Raw genomic sequence first — 16,737 nt, 5'->3', positions numbered from 1 at the left:
GCCGAGTTGACAGTCCCTCGCCGCGGAGTAGAGTCGCCGCTCGTGACTGACGACGTCCGGTCGCCGAAGCGGTGGCTGATCGGCGAACCCCTCCCCTCCGAGAAGCTCGAGGGGCAGCTGCTGCCGAAGCACCTCGCGCTGCCGATCTTCGCCAGCGACCCGTTGAGCTCGGTGGCGTACGCGCCGCAGGAGCTGCTGATGATCCTGCTGATCGGCGGCCTGGGGTTCCTGACCCTCGCGCCGTGGGTCGCGGTCGCGGTCGTCGTGCTGCTGCTCGTGGTCGTCGCGTCGTACCGCCAGCTGATCAAGGCCTACCCGTCGGGAGGCGGCGACTACGAGGTCGCCCACCGCAACCTCGGCGAGAAGGCCGGCCTCGTCGTGGCCTCCGCGCTCCTGGTCGACTACGTCATGACGGTCGCCGTGTCGGTGGCCTCCGGCGTCGACAACATCATCTCGGCGGTGCCCGAGCTGGCGCCGATCCGGGTCGAGCTGGCGGTCTTCTTCGTCATCGTGCTGGCCGCGGTGAACCTGCGGGGAGTCCGCGAGTCGAGCAAGGCGTTCGCCGTGCCGACCTACCTCTTCGTGTCGAGCGTGTTCGTGATGATCGTGATCGCCCTGGTGCGCACGGCCCTCGGCGACCCGCCCGTGGCCGAGAGCGCCGAGTACACGGTGCAGGCCGACCAGCTGACGCAGGCGGCGTTCATCCTCCTGCTGCTCCGGGCGTTCTCGAGCGGCTGCTCGGCGCTGACCGGCGTCGAGGCGATCGCCAACGGCGTGCCGGCCTTCCGTCGCCCCAAGGTGCAGAACGCCCAGAAGACGCTCGTGCTCATGGGCGGCATCGCCATCGTGCTGTTCGCCGGCCTCGTCGCCGTCGCGCTGATCGCGAAGGTGCACTACGCCGAGGACGCCTGCGACCTGCAGGGCTTCGTCGACTGCGAGGGCACGCCGCAGCGCAGCCTCATCGCGCAGATCGCGAGCGCCGTGTTCGGCGGCTCGCTGTTCGGCATCCCGTTCTACCTGATCCAGGCGTGCACCGCGGCGGTGCTGCTGCTCGCGGCCAACACGGCGTTCAACGGGTTCCCGCTGCTCGGCTCGATCCTCGCCCGCGACCAGTACGCGCCGAAGGCGCTCAACACGCGCGGCGACCGCCTGATCTACTCGAACGGCGTCATCGTGCTGGCCCTGGTGGCCTGCGCCATCCTGCTCGTGTACCAGGCCAGCGTCACCGGCCTGATCCAGCTCTACATCATCGGCGTCTTCGTGTCGTTCACGCTCGGACAGACCGGCATGGTCGTGCACTGGACCCGCATGCTGCGCGAGGGCTGCGCCGACCGCGGCGCCGTCTACCGGGCCCGCGGCATCAACGCCTTCGGGGCGCTGCTCACGGCGTCGGTGCTGATCGTCGTGACGGTGACGAAGTTCACGCACGGCGCCTGGCTGGTCTTCGTGATCATGCCGATCCTGTTCACGCTGATGCTCGGGGTGAACCGCTACTACCGCGACGTGCTGGTCGAGATCGAGCCCGACGCGACGACGCAGTTCGGCTCGCACGGCGACCACGCGATCGTGCTGGTCGGCACGATGCAGAAGCCCGTGCTCAAGGCCCTCGACTACGCCATCGCGGCGCGGCACGAGTCGCTCGAGGCGATCCACGTCGGCATCGACGACGACTCGACGGCGCGGCTGCAGCGGCAGTGGGCGGAGCAGAACATCGAGGTGCCGCTGCGCATCGTGCCGTCGCCGTACCGCGACATCAGCATGCCGCTGATCAAGTACATCAAGGCACACCGCGAGGAGCACGGCAGCGAGGTCGTGACCGTCTACACGCCGATCTACATCGTCGGCCACTGGTGGGAGGCGGCGCTGCACAACCACAAGAGCCGGCGCATCCGCCAGAAGCTCATGCTCGTGCACGGCGTCACCATCTCTCTGGTGCCGTGGCTGCTCGACTCGTCCGAGGTGCTCTACGGCCGTCGGTCGCGGCCGGTGCCCGGGCAGGACCGTCGCGGCGAGCCCATCCGCCCCCTCCCGCGCAAGCCGCTGGGGCCCGTCGGCACCGCGGCCGGGGCGACCCAGGGCGCCGGAGGCGCGGGTCCGGCCGGCCGCGCCGGCGCGGCCGTCGAGGGCGGTGCGGTCGGCCTCGGGCTGGCCGAGCCCCTGACGACCGACACGGGCTCGGTCCGCACCCCGGCGTCGCCGCACGACGCGGCGGGAGACGGCTCGGCCGGCGCCCCCGCGGGCAAGGGCAAGGGCTCGCGGAGCGCCGCCGCCAAGGCCGCGCGCAAGGCGCGCTCCACCGCGCGCAACAGCCCCGGCGGCTCCGCCTCCCGCCGCAAGCGCTAGCGGCCGCAGGCGCGACACTGCGCCCCTTCGCCGGCTCGCCCCTCCCCGAGGCGCCGCCCCGCGCCTCCTCGGCTCACCTGTGGCAGATGCCGACCGCGGGCCCTGCAACACCGCGAAAGTCAGGTACCAGAGCGCCTCCCCCGGCCCGATGGTCGGCATCTCCGCCCCCGCGCCGCGGAACTTCGTGATCCGAGAGTGATCGGCGGTCAACGCACCAGCGTTCCGCACATCTGCGGCCGTCCGGCGCGGATCCCTCTCGGATCGGGGCCAGAGGGAGGCACGGGGCACGCCCCCGGCACCCGCCCGCGTCGTCAGTCCCCTAGCGCCACACCGTCCGCGGCCGCAGCAGCCGATGACGATCCGCAGCCCCGCCGGCAGCCCCGCCCGCCTCACCACCGGACTCGCCGTCGAGCAGCAGCTGCAGGGCGGCCGACGCGACCTCCTCGAGGGGCTGCTGCACGCTCGAGAAGCCGAGGGCGGCCGCCACCGGGGTGTCGTCGTAGCCGACGACGCGCACGCCGGGGCCGACGACCGTCGACGCCCCGAGCGCGAGGGTGTCGCTGGCGCACACGACGGCGTCGAGGCCGCCGCCCTCGAGCAGCCCGCGCACCGCCCCGGCCGCGACCGACACGGAGTCCTCCAGGTGCAGGTCGAGCGCGTCGAGGGCCTCCGGCGAGAGCCCCGACCCCGCCGCCATCGCCTCCCGCCAGCCGCGCCTCCGGTCGTTGCCCGCCCCCGACTCGGCGGGCCAGCCCACGAAGGCGATGCGCCGCGCGCCGTCGTCGAGCAGCGACCGGGTCGCCGACCCGATGCCGTGGCGCCCGTCGACGTCGACCCAGCGGTGCCGGGGGTCGTCGACGTCGTCGAGCCCCCAGGGGCGGCCGAAGGTGACGAACTCGGCGCCGGCCGCGATCAGCCACTCGGTGCGGGGGTCGTCGAACGAGGTCGAGGTCAGCACGAAGCCGTCGACGTCCGCCCCGTCGAGCAGCCGGCCGAACTGGGCGATCTCGTCGGCAGGGCTCGCGGCCGTGTAGAGCAGGATCCGGTAGCCGCGACGGTCGGCCTGCTCGGTCACCGCGTGCAGGAACCTGTCGAGCACGGCGCCCGAGATGCCGTTCTGCACCGGGTCGAGGCGGACGCCGATGGTCGAGCTCTTCCGCGTGCGCAGCCGTCGGGCCGACGCGTGCGGGCGGTAGCCGAGGTCGGCGATGGCCTTCTCGACCCGGCCGCGGGTGTCGGGGCGCACGACGGCGGGGGCGTTCAGCACGTTCGACACGGTCTGCCGCGAGACGCCGGCCGCCTCGGCCACGTCGCTGACCGTGGGGAGTCGCGGTGTCGGCACCGAGGGCACGCCCACCTCCGCTCCCGGCCCGCCCCGCTGACCGGCCTGCCGTCACGCTACCCCAGCGCGTCGTCCGCCCCGCGCGGTCGTGCTTGACAGCCGCGAGGGCGGCTGCCTACTCTGACGTCACCAATTTGATCGATCAAATATGAACGATCAAGACAGCACCCCGACCGCACCACCTCGCAACGACGCGACGAGAGGCCCCTCATGCAACGACGCACCGCCCGGCTGGCAGCAGCCGCCGCACTCACCACGATCTCCGTGCTCGGGCTCACCGCCTGCGGCGGCTCCGGCTTCAGCGACACCTCCGACGGGGCCGGCGCCTCCGGCGAGCTGACCTCGAGCGACGACGCCCTCAGCGTGCTCATCGCCGCCAGCGGCGACGCCGAGGCGACCGCCGTCACCGACGCGGTGGCCGCCTGGTCCTCCGACTCGGGCACGGGCGCCGAGGTGAGCGTCGCCTCCGACCTGCCGCAGCAGCTGAGCCAGGGCTTCGCCTCCGGCGAGCCGGCCGACGTCTTCTACCTCTCCACCGACGCCCTCGCGGGCTTCGCCGGCAACGGCAGCCTGCTCGCCTACGGCGACCGCCTCAGCAACGCCGACGACTTCTACCCCGCCCTCGTCGACAGCTTCACCGTCGACGACCAGTTCTACTGCGCCCCGAAGGACTTCTCGACCCTCGGCCTGATCATCAACGACGACATGTGGGCCGAGGCCGGCCTCACCGACGCCGACGTGCCCACCGACTGGGACGGCCTGCGCGAGGTCGCCGCCGAGCTCACCACGGCCGACCACGTCGGTCTGGCGTTCAGCCCCGAGTACGCCCGCGTCGGCGCCTTCATGGCGCAGGCCGGCGGCACCGTGACGAACGCGGAGGGCACCGAGGCGACCCTCGACTCCGACGAGAACGTCGAGGCGCTCACCTACGTGCAGGAGCTCCTCGCGAGCGGCGACGCCGCCTACTCGAGCGACCTCGGCGCGGGCTGGGGCGGCGAGGCCTTCGGCACGGGCGCCGCGGCGATGACCATCGAGGGCAACTGGATCGCCGGCGCGATGAGCGCCGACTACCCCGACGTCTCGTACCGGGTGGCCGAGCTGCCCGCCGGCCCCGGCGGCCAAGGCACCCTCCAGTTCACGAACTGCTGGGGCATCGCCGCCGACAGCCCCAACCAGGAGGCGGCGGTCGCGCTGGTCGAGCAGCTCACGGGCACCGACCAGCAGCTGGCCTTCGCCGATGCCTTCGGCGTGATGCCGTCGATCGAGTCCGCCGCCGAGGAGTGGAAGTCCGCGAACCCCGACGAGGCCGCCTTCCTCGACTCCGTCGAGTTCGCCCAGGGCGTCCCGACGCAGGACGGCTCCGCCGCGGTGATCGCCGACTTCAACTCGCAGCTCGCGGGGCTCGAGGACGGCGACCCGAGGACGATCCTCGAGTCCGCGCAGCAGAACTTCGCCGCGATCCTCGACTAGGCGCCGACCATGACCGCCGTCGTCACGAAGCCCCCGCGTCGCCGCAGCGCCGCGACGCGGGGGGAGAGCCTCTCTGGCTGGTTGTTCGTCGCCCCGATCCTGGTGATCCTGGGCCTGTTCCTCGCCGTCCCGGTGCTCATGGCCCTCTGGGTCAGCGTCTCCGACTGGACGGGCCGGGGGTCGCCCTTCGCCGCCGGCGTCGGCTTCGTCGGGCTCGACAACTACCGCGAGCTCCTCTCGGGCGGCGGCCTCGCCGAGCGCGACTTCGGCATCAGCCTCCGCAACAACGCCTGGTACGTGCTGCTCGTGGTGCCGATCCAGACGGCGGTCTCGCTGCTGCTGGCGGTGCTGGTGAACCGCCAGGTGCTGCGCGGGCGCGGCTTCTTCCGCACCGCCTTCTACTTCCCGTCGGTGACCAGCTCGGTCGCGATCACCGTGCTCTGGCTCTTCCTCTTCTCGCAGAGCGGGGCGGTCAACAAGGCGCTCTCGTTCCTCGGCATCACGGGCCCGGCCTGGTTCAACGACGCGAGCGGGGTGCTCCACAACCTGCTCGCGCTCGTCGGCGTGACCCGCCCGCCGGCCTTCCTCGCCGAGCACACCGCGCTCGGCGTGACCCTCTGGGACTGGCTCGCGGGCCCCTCCGTCGCCATGTCGGCCTTCATCCTCATGGCCGTCTTCACGACCAGCGGCACGTTCATGCTGCTCTTCCTCGCGGCGCTGCAGAACCTCGGCGGCGACGTGCAGGAGGCCGCGATGATGGACGGCGCGAACGGCTGGCAGCGCTTCTGGAGCATCACCCTCCCGCAGCTCCGACCCACGCTCTTCACCGTGCTGACCCTCGGCCTCATCGGCACCTGGCAGGTCTTCGACCAGATCTACACGGGCACGCAGGGCGGGCCGCAGAAGACGACCCTCACGCCGGCGTACCTCTCGTACACCTCGGCCTTCAGCGACCAGGAGTGGGGCCGCGGCGCCGCCATCGCCTTCGTGCTCTTCGTCATCATCGTGGCGCTCACGATCCTGCAGCGCATCGTGCTCCGCGAGCGCGCCGTCTCGACGCGCCGCACGGCGCTCTACACGACAGGAGCCGGGCGATGACCGCGACGCTGCCCCGCGAGGGCGCGACCCCCACGCCCTCCCCCCTCGCCGCGCCTCCCGCCGCTCCCCGCCCCGCGGGCCGGCCCCGGCGCAGCTCCGCCCGGGTGGCCGGCACCTCGGTGCTCTACGCGGTGCTGATCGTGATCGCGGTGATCTACATCGCACCGTTCCTCATCAACGTCGCGACGTCGTTCAAGACCGACCCCGAGGCCGCGTCCGACCCGCTCTCGCTCATCCCGGCCACGGCGACCACGGCGGCGTACCGGCAGCTGTTCCTCAACAGCGACTTCCCGACCTGGTTCGCCAACTCGGCCGTCGTCACGGTGTTCGTGACGGCCGGGCGCGTGTTCTTCAACTCGCTCGCGGGCTACGCCCTGGCCCGGCTGCAGTTCCGGGGGCGCGGCCTCATCTTCGTGCTGCTCGTCGGCGTGATGGCCGTGCCGACCGTGGTGCTGCTCATCCCGAAGTTCCTCGTCATCAACCAGCTCGGCATGTACGACTCGTACTCGGGCATGATCGTGCCGCTGCTGACCGACGCGGCGGGCGTCTTCATCATGAAGAACTTCTTCGAGTCGATCCCCCGCAGCGTCGAGGAGCAGGCGCGCATCGACGGTGCCGGCACCTTCCGGGTGTTCTGGTCGATCGTGCTGCCGATGGCGCGGCCGGCCCTCGTGACGATCGTCATCCTGTCGTTCCAGGGCTCGTGGAACGAGCTCTCGCACTTCATCGTCTCGACCCAGTCCCCCCAGCTGACCACCCTCACCAAGGGCGTCGCGAGCCTCGCCTCCGGGCAGCTCAGCCAGGGGTCGCAGTACCCGATCAAGCTGGCCGCCGCGGCGATCATGACCGTGCCCGTCGCGCTCGTGTTCTTCGTCTTCCAGCGCCGCATCATGAACGCCAGCGATGGCGCGGTGAAGGAGTGAGCCCCACCGGCCCCCTCCCCACGCCCGCCCCGACCCCCGGAGCACCGACATGACCGAGACCGCCGCCCACCCCCGCCCCGCCGACCAGCGCGACGGCGTCGACGACGAGGCCAGCACCGAGCACCCCGGCCTCCAGCCCTTCCTCGCCGCCGAGACCGTCGTGCTCCGCGCCCCGGCGCAGGCCTGGTCGTCCGACGACGGCACGATGGGTCGGGCCGCGGTGCACGGCTTCTACCTCGGCGACGTGCGCCTCGTCGACGAGCTGACGCTGACCGTCGACGGGCGCGTGCCCGAGACCGTCGCGACGGTCGCCGTCGACGCGTCGACGCTGCGGGTCGAGTCGCTGCTGCGCGGCGTCGACGACCGTGGGGCCGACCCCGGAGTCCGCCTGTCGGTGCTGCGCTCGGTCGACGTGGGCGGCATGCGTGACCGACTGACCGTGACGTCGCGGCTCGACCGCGAGCTGACGCTGACCGTCGCGCTCGCGCTGCGGCCCGACGCGGCCCCCCTCGAGCTGGTCAAGGCCGGGCTGCCGGGCGGGCGCCCCGACGACGTGACGGTCGCGGGCGACGGCGCCCGCGCCTCCTGGACCTCCGACGGCGTCGCCGTCTCCCTCGACGCGGCCGGCGTCGACGGCGGTGCCGGAGGCGCGGTGCAGCACGACGGCACCCGTCTCGTGGCCACGTGGCGGCTGGTGGTGCCGCCCCGGGCCTCGGCCTCGGTCGCCCTCGCCCTCACCGCGTCGCGCCCCTCCCCCGTCGTCGCCGGCGTCGCGGGCCCGCTCGCCTGGGCCGCGCCCGACCCGGCGCCGCGCGACGACCGGCTGGCTCGCTGGCTCGACCGGGCGCACGACGACCTCGCGGCGCTGCGCCTCACGACGGCCGACGAGCCGGGCGACGTCTTCTACGCGGCCGGGGCGCCGTGGTTCTTCACCCTGTTCGGGCGCGACTCGATCTGGGCGGCCCGCTTCACGCTGCCCCTCGACCGCACCGTGGCGGCGGGCACGCTCCGGGCCCTCGCGCGCCTGCAGGGCACCGCCTCCGTGCCCGACACCGCCGAGCAGCCGGGCAAGGTGATGCACGAGCTGCGGCAGCAGACCCTCACCATCCCCGGCGAGGGGGTGAGCCTCCCCCCGCTCTACTACGGCACGGTCGACGCGACTCCGCTCTGGGTCTGCCTGCTGCACGACGCGTGGCGCTGGGGCCTGCCCGACGCCGAGGTCGAGGCGCTGCTGCCCGCGGCGGAGGCGGCCCTCGCCTGGATGCGCGACAGCGGCGACAGCGACGGCGACGGGCTGCTCGAGTACGTCGACGAGACGGGGCACGGCCTCGCCAACCAGGGCTGGAAGGACAGCGGCGACAGCGTCCAGTGGCGCGACGGCCGCCTGGCCGAGGGGCCGATCGCGCTCTGCGAGGTCCAGGCGTACGCCTACGAGGCGGCGACGCACGGCGCCGACCTGCTCGACCACTTCGGCCGCGAGGGGGGCGCCGCGTGGCGGGCGTGGGCGGCGCGCCTGCGCGACAGGTTCCGCGACTCCTTCTGGGTCTCCGACGCGGCCGGGGCCTACCCGGCGATCGCGCTCGACGCGGCGAAGCGGCCGGTCGACACCGTCACGAGCAACCTCGGCCACCTGCTGGGCACGGGCCTGCTCGACGAGCACGAGGAGGCGCTGGTCGCCGCCCGGCTCGTGTCGCCCGAGCTGGCGGCCGGCTTCGGGCTCCGCACCCTGTCGAGCGACGCCGCGGGGTTCTGGCCCCTGAGCTACCACGGGGGCAGCGTGTGGACGCACGACACCGCCGTCGCGGTCTCGGGCCTCGCGCGCGCGGGCTTCGTCGACGAGGCGCGCTCCCTCGCCGAGGGCCTGCTCGCGGCGGCGCCGTCGTTCGACCACCGCATGCCCGAGCTGCACTCCGGCGACGACCGCGGCGAGGTGCCGTCGCCGGTGCCGTACCCGGCGTCGTGCCGCCCGCAGGCGTGGTCCGCGGCCGCCGCCGTCGCGGTCTGGGCGGCCACCCACGACGTCGCGCCGCCCCGCTGACGACCGCCCCCGCGCCCCCGGCACAGCACCCGCTCGGGGGGACGGGGGCGGCGGGGCCCCGTGATAAGATCGTGTCCAGTTTTGCAACTGTCATCTGTCGGCTGTACCCGGTTCGTCCGACACCGTTTCCGGGCCGAGAGCAGAGGGGGTCACGCATGGGGCGCGGCCGTCAGAAAGCCAAGCACACCAAGGTCGCCAGAGAGCTGAAGTACTTCAGCCCTGACACCAACTACGGTGCGCTCGAGAAAGAACTCGCCACGAAGAGCGACTCGGGCGACGAGTACGTCGACAAGTGGGCCGACGACTTCGTCGACGACGAGTACGACGCTGGCCACGAGCACGACAAGAGCGCCTGAGCCGACGGCTCACGAGCGCGACCTGAGACGACGGGGCTGACCGGCATGGCTCTCACCTGGGAACAAGTGGTGGTCGACTCGAGCGACCCCGCCGCCCTCGCCGCCTGGTGGGCTGAGGCCCTCGGCTGGGTGGTCGTCTCGACGGGCGACGACGAACCCGAGATCCGCCCCGCGCCCGACGTGCTGCCCGGCCTCCTGTTCGTCCACGTCGACGAGCCCAAGACCGTGAAAGACCGGCTGCACCTCGACTTCCGACCCGACAGCCGCGACGATCAGGCCGCCGAGGTCGACCGTCTCATCGGGCTCGGGGCGATGCGCGTCGACGTCGGACAGGTCGACGCGTCGTGGGTCGTGCTCGCCGACCCCGAGGGCAACGAGTTCTGCGTCCTCTGATGAGCGCGGCAGAGCGGCACCGCTGACCAGCACCGCTGAGGAGCGGCCGAGCGGCGAGGGGCGTCGAGCGGCGACCAGCAGGCCGCGGCGATCAGCCGAGCCGCGATGCCCGACGGACCCGCGGCGGCCGATCGCCCCGTGGCGACGGGCCGACGACAGGCGTCCGACCGATCAGCCGCGCCTAGCCGACGAACTGCGCGAGCACCGGCAGCAGTCCCACGGCGACGACGGCGACGAGGCCCGTCGCGGTGACGACGGCGACGCGGCGGCTGCTCCGGACCGGCGTGTAGCCGGGGCGACGAGCAGCGGAGGCGGCCGGCACCCGGGAGGCGCGGGTCGAGCGGGCGGGCAGGGCGTGCGGGTGCGTGGTCATGATCTGGTCGACTCCTTCGTCGTCCGTCCCGACGTCGTCGTCGGGTCGCGCCCCGGAGGGCGTGCGCTGATCCTACGGCGCGACGCCCGCCGCCGCACCCGCATCCTCGGCCGCCCGCGGCGATCGGCCACCGTCTCGCCGCCCCGGCCGCCCCGTCTCCCCCGACCGGCCCCGCCGACCCGCCCCGCGCCTCCTCGGGGCACATGCCGACCATTCCGCCCCCAGAGCCCCTCTGGTACCCGGATTCCTCCGCATTGCGGGCTCGCCGGTCGGCATTTGCAGAAAAAGGGGGAGTCGCGGGTGAGCGAGCAGCGACCCCGCCCGCATCACCTCAGCCGGCGTACGCCCCCACGAGCCGCACGGCCCCGCCGTCCACGCCCTTGGCGCCCTGCTCGAAGCCGCTGAGGTCGCGGGTCGACGTGGCGACGGTGCCGACCTGCCACGTCTCGACGCCGTCGGCCGCGAGGGCCGCGGTGACGGCGGCGGCGCGGTCGGCCGCGACGACGGCGATCATGCCGATGCCGAGGTTCCAGGTGCCCTCGCTCGACTCGAGCGTCGATCCGGCGAGCTCGCTGAGCACGCGGAAGACGGGGGCGGGCGACCAGGTGGTGCGGTCGACCTCCGTCCACGACCCGCGGGGCAGCACACGGGCGAGGTTCGCGGCGATGCCGCCGCCGGTGACGTGGCTGAGCGAGTGCACGGCCCCGGCGAGCGCCGGGTCGTCGAGCACGCGCAGCAGGGGCGCGGTGTAGAGGCGGGTGGGCTCGAGCAGGGCCTCGCCGAGGGTGCCCGAGAGCTCGTCGACGCTGTCGGTGTAGCCGAGGTCGCGCGAGGCGAGGATGTGGCGCACGAGCGAGAAGCCGTTCGAGTGCAGCCCCGACGACGCGAGGGCCAGCACGACGTCGCCGTCGACGACGAGGTGCTCGCCGAGCTGCGAGCCGGCCTCGACGACGCCCACCGCGGCGCCGGCGACGTCGTAGTCGTCGGGGCCGAGCAGGCCGGGGTGCTCGGCGGTCTCGCCGCCGACCAGGGCGGTGCCGGTCTCCGAGCAGGCGCGGGCGATGCCCTCGACGATCGACGCGATGCGGGCGGGCACGACGCGGCCGCAGGCGATGTAGTCGGTCATCACGAGGGGGCGGGCGCCGACGACGACGATGTCGTCGACGACCATGCCCACCAAGTCCTGCCCGATGGTGTCGTGCTTGTCGAGGGCCTGCGCGATGGCGACCTTCGTGCCGACGCCGTCGGTCGAGGTCGCGAGCAGCGGCCGGTCGTAGTCCTTGAGGAACGACACGTCGAACATCCCCGCGAAGCCACCGACCCCGCCGACGACGCCGGGCCCGTGGGTGGCGCTGACGGCCGCCTTCATCAGCTCGACGGCACGGTCGCCCGCGGCGGTGTCGACCCCCGCCGCCGCGTAGGAGGCGCTGCTCGAGGGGGCAGGGGAGGTCACCATTCGTTCATCCGTTCGGTGTCGTGGCAGACTGACGCAGTAACCCCAACTCTACGGTCTGGAGCCAGATCCGCATGTGCGGCATCGTCGGTCTCGTCGCGCACGAGCCAGCAAATCAACTCGTCTACGACTCCCTCCTCCTGCTGCAGCACCGCGGGCAGGACAGCACCGGCATCGCGACCGCCGAGCGCGGCATCTTCCACGTGCACAAGACCAAGGGGCAGGTCCGCGAGGGCTTCCGCACGCGTGACATGCGGGCCCTGCTCGGCACGATGGGCCTCGGCCACGTCCGCTACGCCACGAAGGGCGCGGCGACGAACGAGCAGGAGGCGCAGCCGTTCTACGTGAACGCCCCCTACGGCATCGTCCTCGTGCACAACGGCAACCTCACGAACACGCGTGAGCTGACGAGCGAGCTCTTCCACGTCGACCGCCGGCACCTCAACACGAACAGCGACACCGAGCTGCTCGTGAACGTGCTCGCCCACGAGCTGCAGGAGCAGGTCAACGGCACCGACCTCGACCCCGAGCAGATCTTCGCGGCGGTCACCCGGGTGCACGACCGCGTGCAGGGCTCGTACGCCGCGATCGCGATGATCGCCGGCCACGGCCTGCTCGCGTTCCGCGACCCGTTCGGCATCCGTCCGCTGGTGCTCGGCCGCCGCAAGGCCGCCGACGGGCAGCGCGACGAGTGGATCGTCGCGAGCGAGTCGCTCGTGCTCGAGTCGGGCGGCTACGAGATCGTCCGCGACGTCGCCCCCGGCGAGGCCGTGTTCGTCTCGCTCGACGGCGAGATGGTCTCGAAGCAGTGCCACGCGGCGCCCCGCCTGGTGCCCTGCTCGTTCGAGTACGTGTACCTGGCCCGGCCCGACTCCGTGATGAACGGCATCTCGGTCTACGACGCCCGCCTCCGCCTCGGCGACCGCCTCGCCGACACGATCGCGACCTACGCCCCGACCGGCGACATCGACGTGGTCATGCCCATCCCCGACTCGTCGCGGCCCGCCGCCATGCAGGTCGCCCGCAAGCTCGGCATCGAGTACCGCGAGGGCTTCTACAAGAACCGCTACGTGGGCCGCACCTTCATCATGCCGGGGCAGGCGGAGCGCAAGCGCTCGGTGCGCCAGAAGCTCAACGCGATGTCGAGCGAGTTCAAGGGCAAGAACATCCTCATCGTCGACGACTCCATCGTGCGCGGCACGACCTCGCGCGAGATCGTCGAGATGGCCCGCGCCGCCGGGGCGAACGAGGTCACCTTCACCTCCGCCGCGCCTCCGGTGCGCTACCCGCACGTCTACGGCATCAACATGCCGACCCGGCACGAGCTCATCGCCCACGACCGCAAGATCCCCGAGATCGCGCGCGAGCTCGGCGCCGACCACCTCATCTACCAGGAGGTCGAAGACATGCGGAGCGCCATCACCGAGGGCAGCGACGTCGTCGACCTCGAGATGAGCTGCTTCACCGGCGACTACGTCACCGGCTCGGTCACCCCCGAGTACCTGGCCTGGGTCGAGGCGAACCAGCTCAGCTGACCGTGAGGGAGGCGCGGGTCGGCCTGGGCGGCCGCGCCTCCCCCACGAGACGGTGGCCGACCCGAGCCGTCGTCAATAGGCTCGTGCCCATGAGCGACCTCGGCTCCCCCGTGCCCCCCGACGACACCGCGACCGTGCGCCCGCCCGCGGTGCCCGAGAAGGCCCCGGCCCCCGGCGCCGCCCCGGCCGCGGCCCCTGCCACGACCGCCGCGCCGGCCCTCCGCATCGCCGGCCTCCGCAAGGCGTTCGGCCCCAAGGTGGCCGTCGACGGCCTCGACCTCACGGTGCCGCTCGGTTCCTTCTACGGGCTCGTCGGCCCGAACGGCGCAGGCAAGACGACCACCCTGTCGATGGCGACCGGCCTGCTGCGCCCCGACGCCGGCACGATCGAGGTGCTCGGCACCGACGTGTGGAGCGACCCGGTCCGCGCCAAGTCGCTCGTCGGCGTCCTGAGCGACGGCGTGGCCCTCTTCGACCGGCTGACCGGCGAGCAGCTCGTGACGTACCACGGCCTCCTCAACGGGATGGACCGCGCGACGACCGCCCTCCGCGTCGGCGACCTGCTCGACCTGCTCGACCTCCGCGAGGCGGGCGGCACGCTCGTCGTCGACTACTCCGCGGGCATGACCAAGAAGGTGGCGCTGGCCTGCGCGCTCGTCCACGCCCCGCGCCTCCTCGTGCTCGACGAGCCGTTCGAGTCGGTCGACCCGGTCTCGGCGGCGAACATCCGCGACATCCTGCACGGCTACGTGGAGGGCGGCGGCACCGTCATCGTCTCGAGCCACTCGATGGACCTCGTGCAGCGCATGTGCGACCACGTCGCCGTCGTGTCGTCGGGCCGCGTGCTCGCGGCGGGCACGACCGACGAGGTGCGCGCCGGCTCCAGCCTCGAAGACCGCTTCGTCGAGCTCGTCGGCGGCCGGCAGCACGCACAGGGGCCCTCGTGGTTGCGCACCTCCTGAGCCTCCGCTGGCGGGTGATGCTGAACGGGTTCCGTCGCAGCACCTGGCAGCTGATCGCCGCGATCATCGGGCTCCTCTACGGCCTCGGCATCCTCGCCCTCCTCGTCGGCGGGCTGTTCGCGCTGTCGTTCGCGCCCGAGACCTGGGCGTGGACGGTCGGGGTGCTCGGCGGCTCGGTCGCCGTGCTCGGCTGGGTCGTCGTGCCGCTGCTGCTGCGCGGCGTCGACCAGACGCTCGCGATCTCGAAGCTGCGGGCGTTCCCGCTGCCGGCCGACCGCCTCCTCGTGGCCCTGCTGGTGTGCGGGGTGCTCGGCGTGCCGGGGCTCGTCACCCTCGTCGCCGGTGTCGCGACCGGGCTGAGCTGGTGGCAGCACCCGCTGTCGCTGCTCACCGCCGTCGTCTGCGGCGTCGTCGGGGTGCTCACCTGCATCGCCGCGTCGCGAGCGCTCGAGTCGCTGACCAGCTCGCTCGGCGCCCACCGGCGCTACCGCGAGGTGATGGGCGTGCTCGTCTTCGTGCCGCTCATCCTCGCCGGGCCCCTGATCGTGCTGGCGGGCACGGGCCTCTCGAGCCTGCGCGACGACCTGCCGAAGATCGCCGGGGTCCTCTCGTTCACGCCCCTCGGGGCCGTCTGGTCGGTGCCGGGCGACCTCGCCCTGGGCCGCCCCGGGGAGGCGGGGGTCAAGGCCCTGATCGCCCTCGCCGCCCTGGCCGTGCTGCTGCTGCTCTGGCGCGTCGGGCTGCGGGCCGCGCTGGTCTCGTCGCCGGGCGCGGCAGCCTCGGGTCGCTCGAAGGGCCTCGGGCCGTTCCGCTGGTTCCCGGCGACGCCGACCGGCGCCGTCGCGGCCCGCACGGCCGTCTACTGGCTGCGCGACCCGCGCTACGGCGGCTCGCTCGTGATCGTGCCGCTGCTGCCGGTGCTCGCGGTGTTCCTCGCCGCGACGACGGGCAGCGACTGGCTGCTCTACGCGCTCGGCCCGGGCATCGCCGCCCTGCTCGCCGTGACCCTGTGCGCCGACGTGTCGTACGACGGCACCGCGTTCGCCGCGCACCTCTCCACCGGGGTCTCCGGCCGTGCCGACCGGGCGGGGCGCGTCATCACGCTCTCGCTCTTCGCGGTGCCCGTGGTGGTCGTCGCGACCCTCGTGCCCCTCGCCGTGCTCGGCGAGCTGACGAAGGCACCCGCGCTGCTCGGCATCGGCCTGGGCGTCATGCTCACCGGCTTCGGGGTCTCGAGCGTGGCGTCGACCCGCTTCCTGATGCCGGTGCCCGCGGCGGGCGAGAGCCCGTTCAAGTCGCCGCAGGGCGCCAGCCTGACGTCGGCGCTCGGCATGTACGCGGCGTGGGCGCTGTCGTTCGCGTTCGCGCTGCCCGAGATCGCGCTGGGGCTCGTCGCCCTGGCCCAGGGCAGCCTGCTGCTCGGGGTCGCGGCGCTGGTCGTGGGCCTGCTGCTCGGCGGGGTGCTCGTGGTGGTCGGCGTCGTGCGCGGCGGACGCTCGCTCGACGAGCGCGGGCCGGAGCTGCTCGCCCGGCTGCGGCGCGCCTCCGGCTCCTGACCCGCAGGGGGCTCTGCTCGAGACCCGGGGGCTCTACTCGAGCTCGCCCTCGACGGCGGGCTCGTCGGGAGCGTCGACGCTCTCGCGCTCGGCCCGCACCCGCTTGGCGCGGCGGATCGAGCTGCGGTCGGCGACGATCGCGACCGTGGCGCCGATCGCACCGCCGAAGGTCAGGCCCCACAGCGCGAAGTAGCCGTAGGTCGAGGCGATGCCCTCGCCCTCGTCGAACGGGAAGAGCGACGTGACGATCAACGAGACGACGACGCCCGCCATCGCGCCGACGATGAGGAAGACCGAGATCTTCGGCGCCCGCCGCACGCTGACCTCGTCGTGCGAGCGGTCGTCGACCACCGGGGCGTCGGCGTCGGGCTGCTGCGGGGAGTCGGGTGCGGTGGTCACGTCGGCCATTCTCCCAGAGCCGGGGTCGCGCGGACGCCCGGTGTCTCGGTGCCGAGCGGTCGTCAGCTCCGCGGCAGGCGGACCGGCACGTAGCCGGTGAGGTCGGCGCGGCTGCCCGACGCCGAGACGAGGGCCTGGTCGACGGCCTCCTGCCAGGTGAGCGCACCGGTGGCGAGGCGGATGAAGGTGGCGGGGTCGGTCTCGACGACGTTGGGCGGGGTGCCGCGGGTGTGGCTGAGCCCCTCACGGAACTGCACGGCTCCCCAGGGCGGCACCCGCACCTCCACCGTGGCGCCGGGCTCGCCGTCGGCGAGCACCTGCAGCAGCCAGCGGACCGCGGTCGCGGTGACCACGCGGGAGGGCTGCGCGCCCTCGGCGAGCGCCGTCTGGGCCTCGCGCACGGCGGCCGCGCCGGTGCCGTCGTCGATCCTCGCCTTGGCCATGCGGCTCAACCTATACGGGCGGGCGCCGAGGGGCCCGGACGGCCCACTGGGTA

Annotated in this window: 15 protein-coding genes; 10 read left to right on the top strand and 5 right to left on the bottom strand. The window is 73.3% G+C overall.

Translation table 11 applies throughout. The features are described 5' to 3' along the window. The first annotated feature begins 75 nt into the window (after nucleotides 1-75). The gene (locus tag F1C15_RS10780; protein ID WP_255465596.1) at nucleotides 76-2,343 is read left to right on the top strand and encodes an APC family permease; all 2,268 of its coding nucleotides are present in this window, start codon (nucleotides 76-78) and stop codon (nucleotides 2,341-2,343) included. A gap of 319 nt (nucleotides 2,344-2,662) precedes the next feature. Here the strand turns inward: F1C15_RS10780 and F1C15_RS10775 are convergent, their stop codons facing one another. After that, nucleotides 2,663-3,694: a LacI family DNA-binding transcriptional regulator gene (locus F1C15_RS10775; protein ID WP_255465180.1), complete on the bottom strand. Its 1,032-nt coding sequence runs from the start codon at nucleotides 3,692-3,694 to the stop codon at nucleotides 2,663-2,665. A gap of 201 nt (nucleotides 3,695-3,895) precedes the next feature. Here F1C15_RS10775 and F1C15_RS10770 point away from each other — a divergent pair, with 201 nt between their 5' ends. The 6 genes from F1C15_RS10770 to F1C15_RS10745 all read left to right on the top strand — a co-directional run bounded on the left by F1C15_RS10770 (nucleotide 3,896) and on the right by F1C15_RS10745 (nucleotide 9,963). After that, on the top strand, nucleotides 3,896-5,155 hold the full coding sequence (locus F1C15_RS10770) for an extracellular solute-binding protein (RefSeq protein WP_185231099.1): 1,260 nt from the start codon (nucleotides 3,896-3,898) through the stop codon (nucleotides 5,153-5,155). Nucleotides 5,156-5,164: 9 nt separating this feature from the next. Further along, nucleotides 5,165-6,253 (top strand): carbohydrate ABC transporter permease, encoded by a 1,089-nt coding sequence (locus F1C15_RS10765; protein ID WP_167261727.1) that lies wholly within the window; start codon nucleotides 5,165-5,167, stop codon nucleotides 6,251-6,253. Continuing rightward, complete coding sequence (locus F1C15_RS10760; protein ID WP_185231097.1) at nucleotides 6,250-7,176, top strand: carbohydrate ABC transporter permease; 927 nt, start codon at nucleotides 6,250-6,252, stop codon at nucleotides 7,174-7,176. The genes F1C15_RS10765 and F1C15_RS10760 overlap by 4 nt, the downstream gene beginning before the upstream one ends. 49 nt (nucleotides 7,177-7,225) lie before the next feature. Continuing rightward, nucleotides 7,226-9,214 carry a glycogen debranching N-terminal domain-containing protein gene (locus F1C15_RS10755; RefSeq protein ID WP_185231095.1) on the top strand — a complete coding sequence of 663 codons (1,989 nt, stop codon included), beginning with the start codon at nucleotides 7,226-7,228 and terminating at the stop codon, nucleotides 9,212-9,214. A gap of 155 nt (nucleotides 9,215-9,369) precedes the next feature. Further along, complete coding sequence (locus tag F1C15_RS10750) at nucleotides 9,370-9,570, top strand: DUF3073 domain-containing protein (RefSeq protein ID WP_056051837.1); 201 nt, start codon at nucleotides 9,370-9,372, stop codon at nucleotides 9,568-9,570. Nucleotides 9,571-9,615: 45 nt separating this feature from the next. Next, nucleotides 9,616-9,963, top strand: a complete 348-nt coding sequence (locus F1C15_RS10745; RefSeq protein WP_185231093.1) for a VOC family protein — start codon at nucleotides 9,616-9,618, stop codon at nucleotides 9,961-9,963. A gap of 181 nt (nucleotides 9,964-10,144) precedes the next feature. Here the strand turns inward: F1C15_RS10745 and F1C15_RS10740 are convergent, their stop codons facing one another. Both F1C15_RS10740 and purM read right to left on the bottom strand, forming a co-directional pair. After that, nucleotides 10,145-10,336 (bottom strand): hypothetical protein, encoded by a 192-nt coding sequence (locus F1C15_RS10740; protein ID WP_056051831.1) that lies wholly within the window; start codon nucleotides 10,334-10,336, stop codon nucleotides 10,145-10,147. Between the two features lie 331 nt (nucleotides 10,337-10,667). After that, complete coding sequence (gene purM / locus F1C15_RS10735) at nucleotides 10,668-11,792, bottom strand: phosphoribosylformylglycinamidine cyclo-ligase (RefSeq protein ID WP_185231091.1); 1,125 nt, start codon at nucleotides 11,790-11,792, stop codon at nucleotides 10,668-10,670. Nucleotides 11,793-11,863: 71 nt separating this feature from the next. Between purM and purF the strand changes: the two genes are divergently transcribed. The 3 genes from purF (at nucleotide 11,864) to F1C15_RS10720 (ending at nucleotide 15,842) form a co-directional block, all read left to right on the top strand. After that, complete coding sequence (gene purF / locus F1C15_RS10730) at nucleotides 11,864-13,324, top strand: amidophosphoribosyltransferase (protein WP_056051828.1); 1,461 nt, start codon at nucleotides 11,864-11,866, stop codon at nucleotides 13,322-13,324. A gap of 89 nt (nucleotides 13,325-13,413) precedes the next feature. After that, the gene (locus tag F1C15_RS10725) at nucleotides 13,414-14,286 is read left to right on the top strand and encodes an ABC transporter ATP-binding protein (RefSeq protein WP_185231090.1); all 873 of its coding nucleotides are present in this window, start codon (nucleotides 13,414-13,416) and stop codon (nucleotides 14,284-14,286) included. After that, complete coding sequence (locus F1C15_RS10720) at nucleotides 14,268-15,842, top strand: transporter (protein WP_219731542.1); 1,575 nt, start codon at nucleotides 14,268-14,270, stop codon at nucleotides 15,840-15,842. Before F1C15_RS10725 ends, F1C15_RS10720 begins: the two co-directional genes overlap by 19 nt. A gap of 33 nt (nucleotides 15,843-15,875) precedes the next feature. On the opposite strand, the gene F1C15_RS10715 is transcribed toward F1C15_RS10720, so the two are convergent. After that, nucleotides 15,876-16,241, bottom strand: coding sequence for a hypothetical protein (locus tag F1C15_RS10715; RefSeq protein ID WP_185231089.1), 366 nt, complete (start codon nucleotides 16,239-16,241; stop codon nucleotides 15,876-15,878). A 62-nt stretch (nucleotides 16,242-16,303) separates the two neighbouring features. After that, nucleotides 16,304-16,684: a sterol carrier family protein gene (locus F1C15_RS10710; RefSeq protein ID WP_056051822.1), complete on the bottom strand. Its 381-nt coding sequence runs from the start codon at nucleotides 16,682-16,684 to the stop codon at nucleotides 16,304-16,306. Between the last annotated feature and the right edge of the window lie 53 nt (nucleotides 16,685-16,737).

Source organism: Frigoribacterium sp. NBH87, from assembly GCF_014217665.1.
In the GTDB taxonomy this organism is placed as follows: Bacteria; Actinomycetota; Actinomycetes; order Actinomycetales; family Microbacteriaceae; genus Frigoribacterium; species Frigoribacterium endophyticum.
Note: the sequence above shows the minus strand (reverse complement) of the source record. Positions and strands in the feature narration are given on the sequence as shown.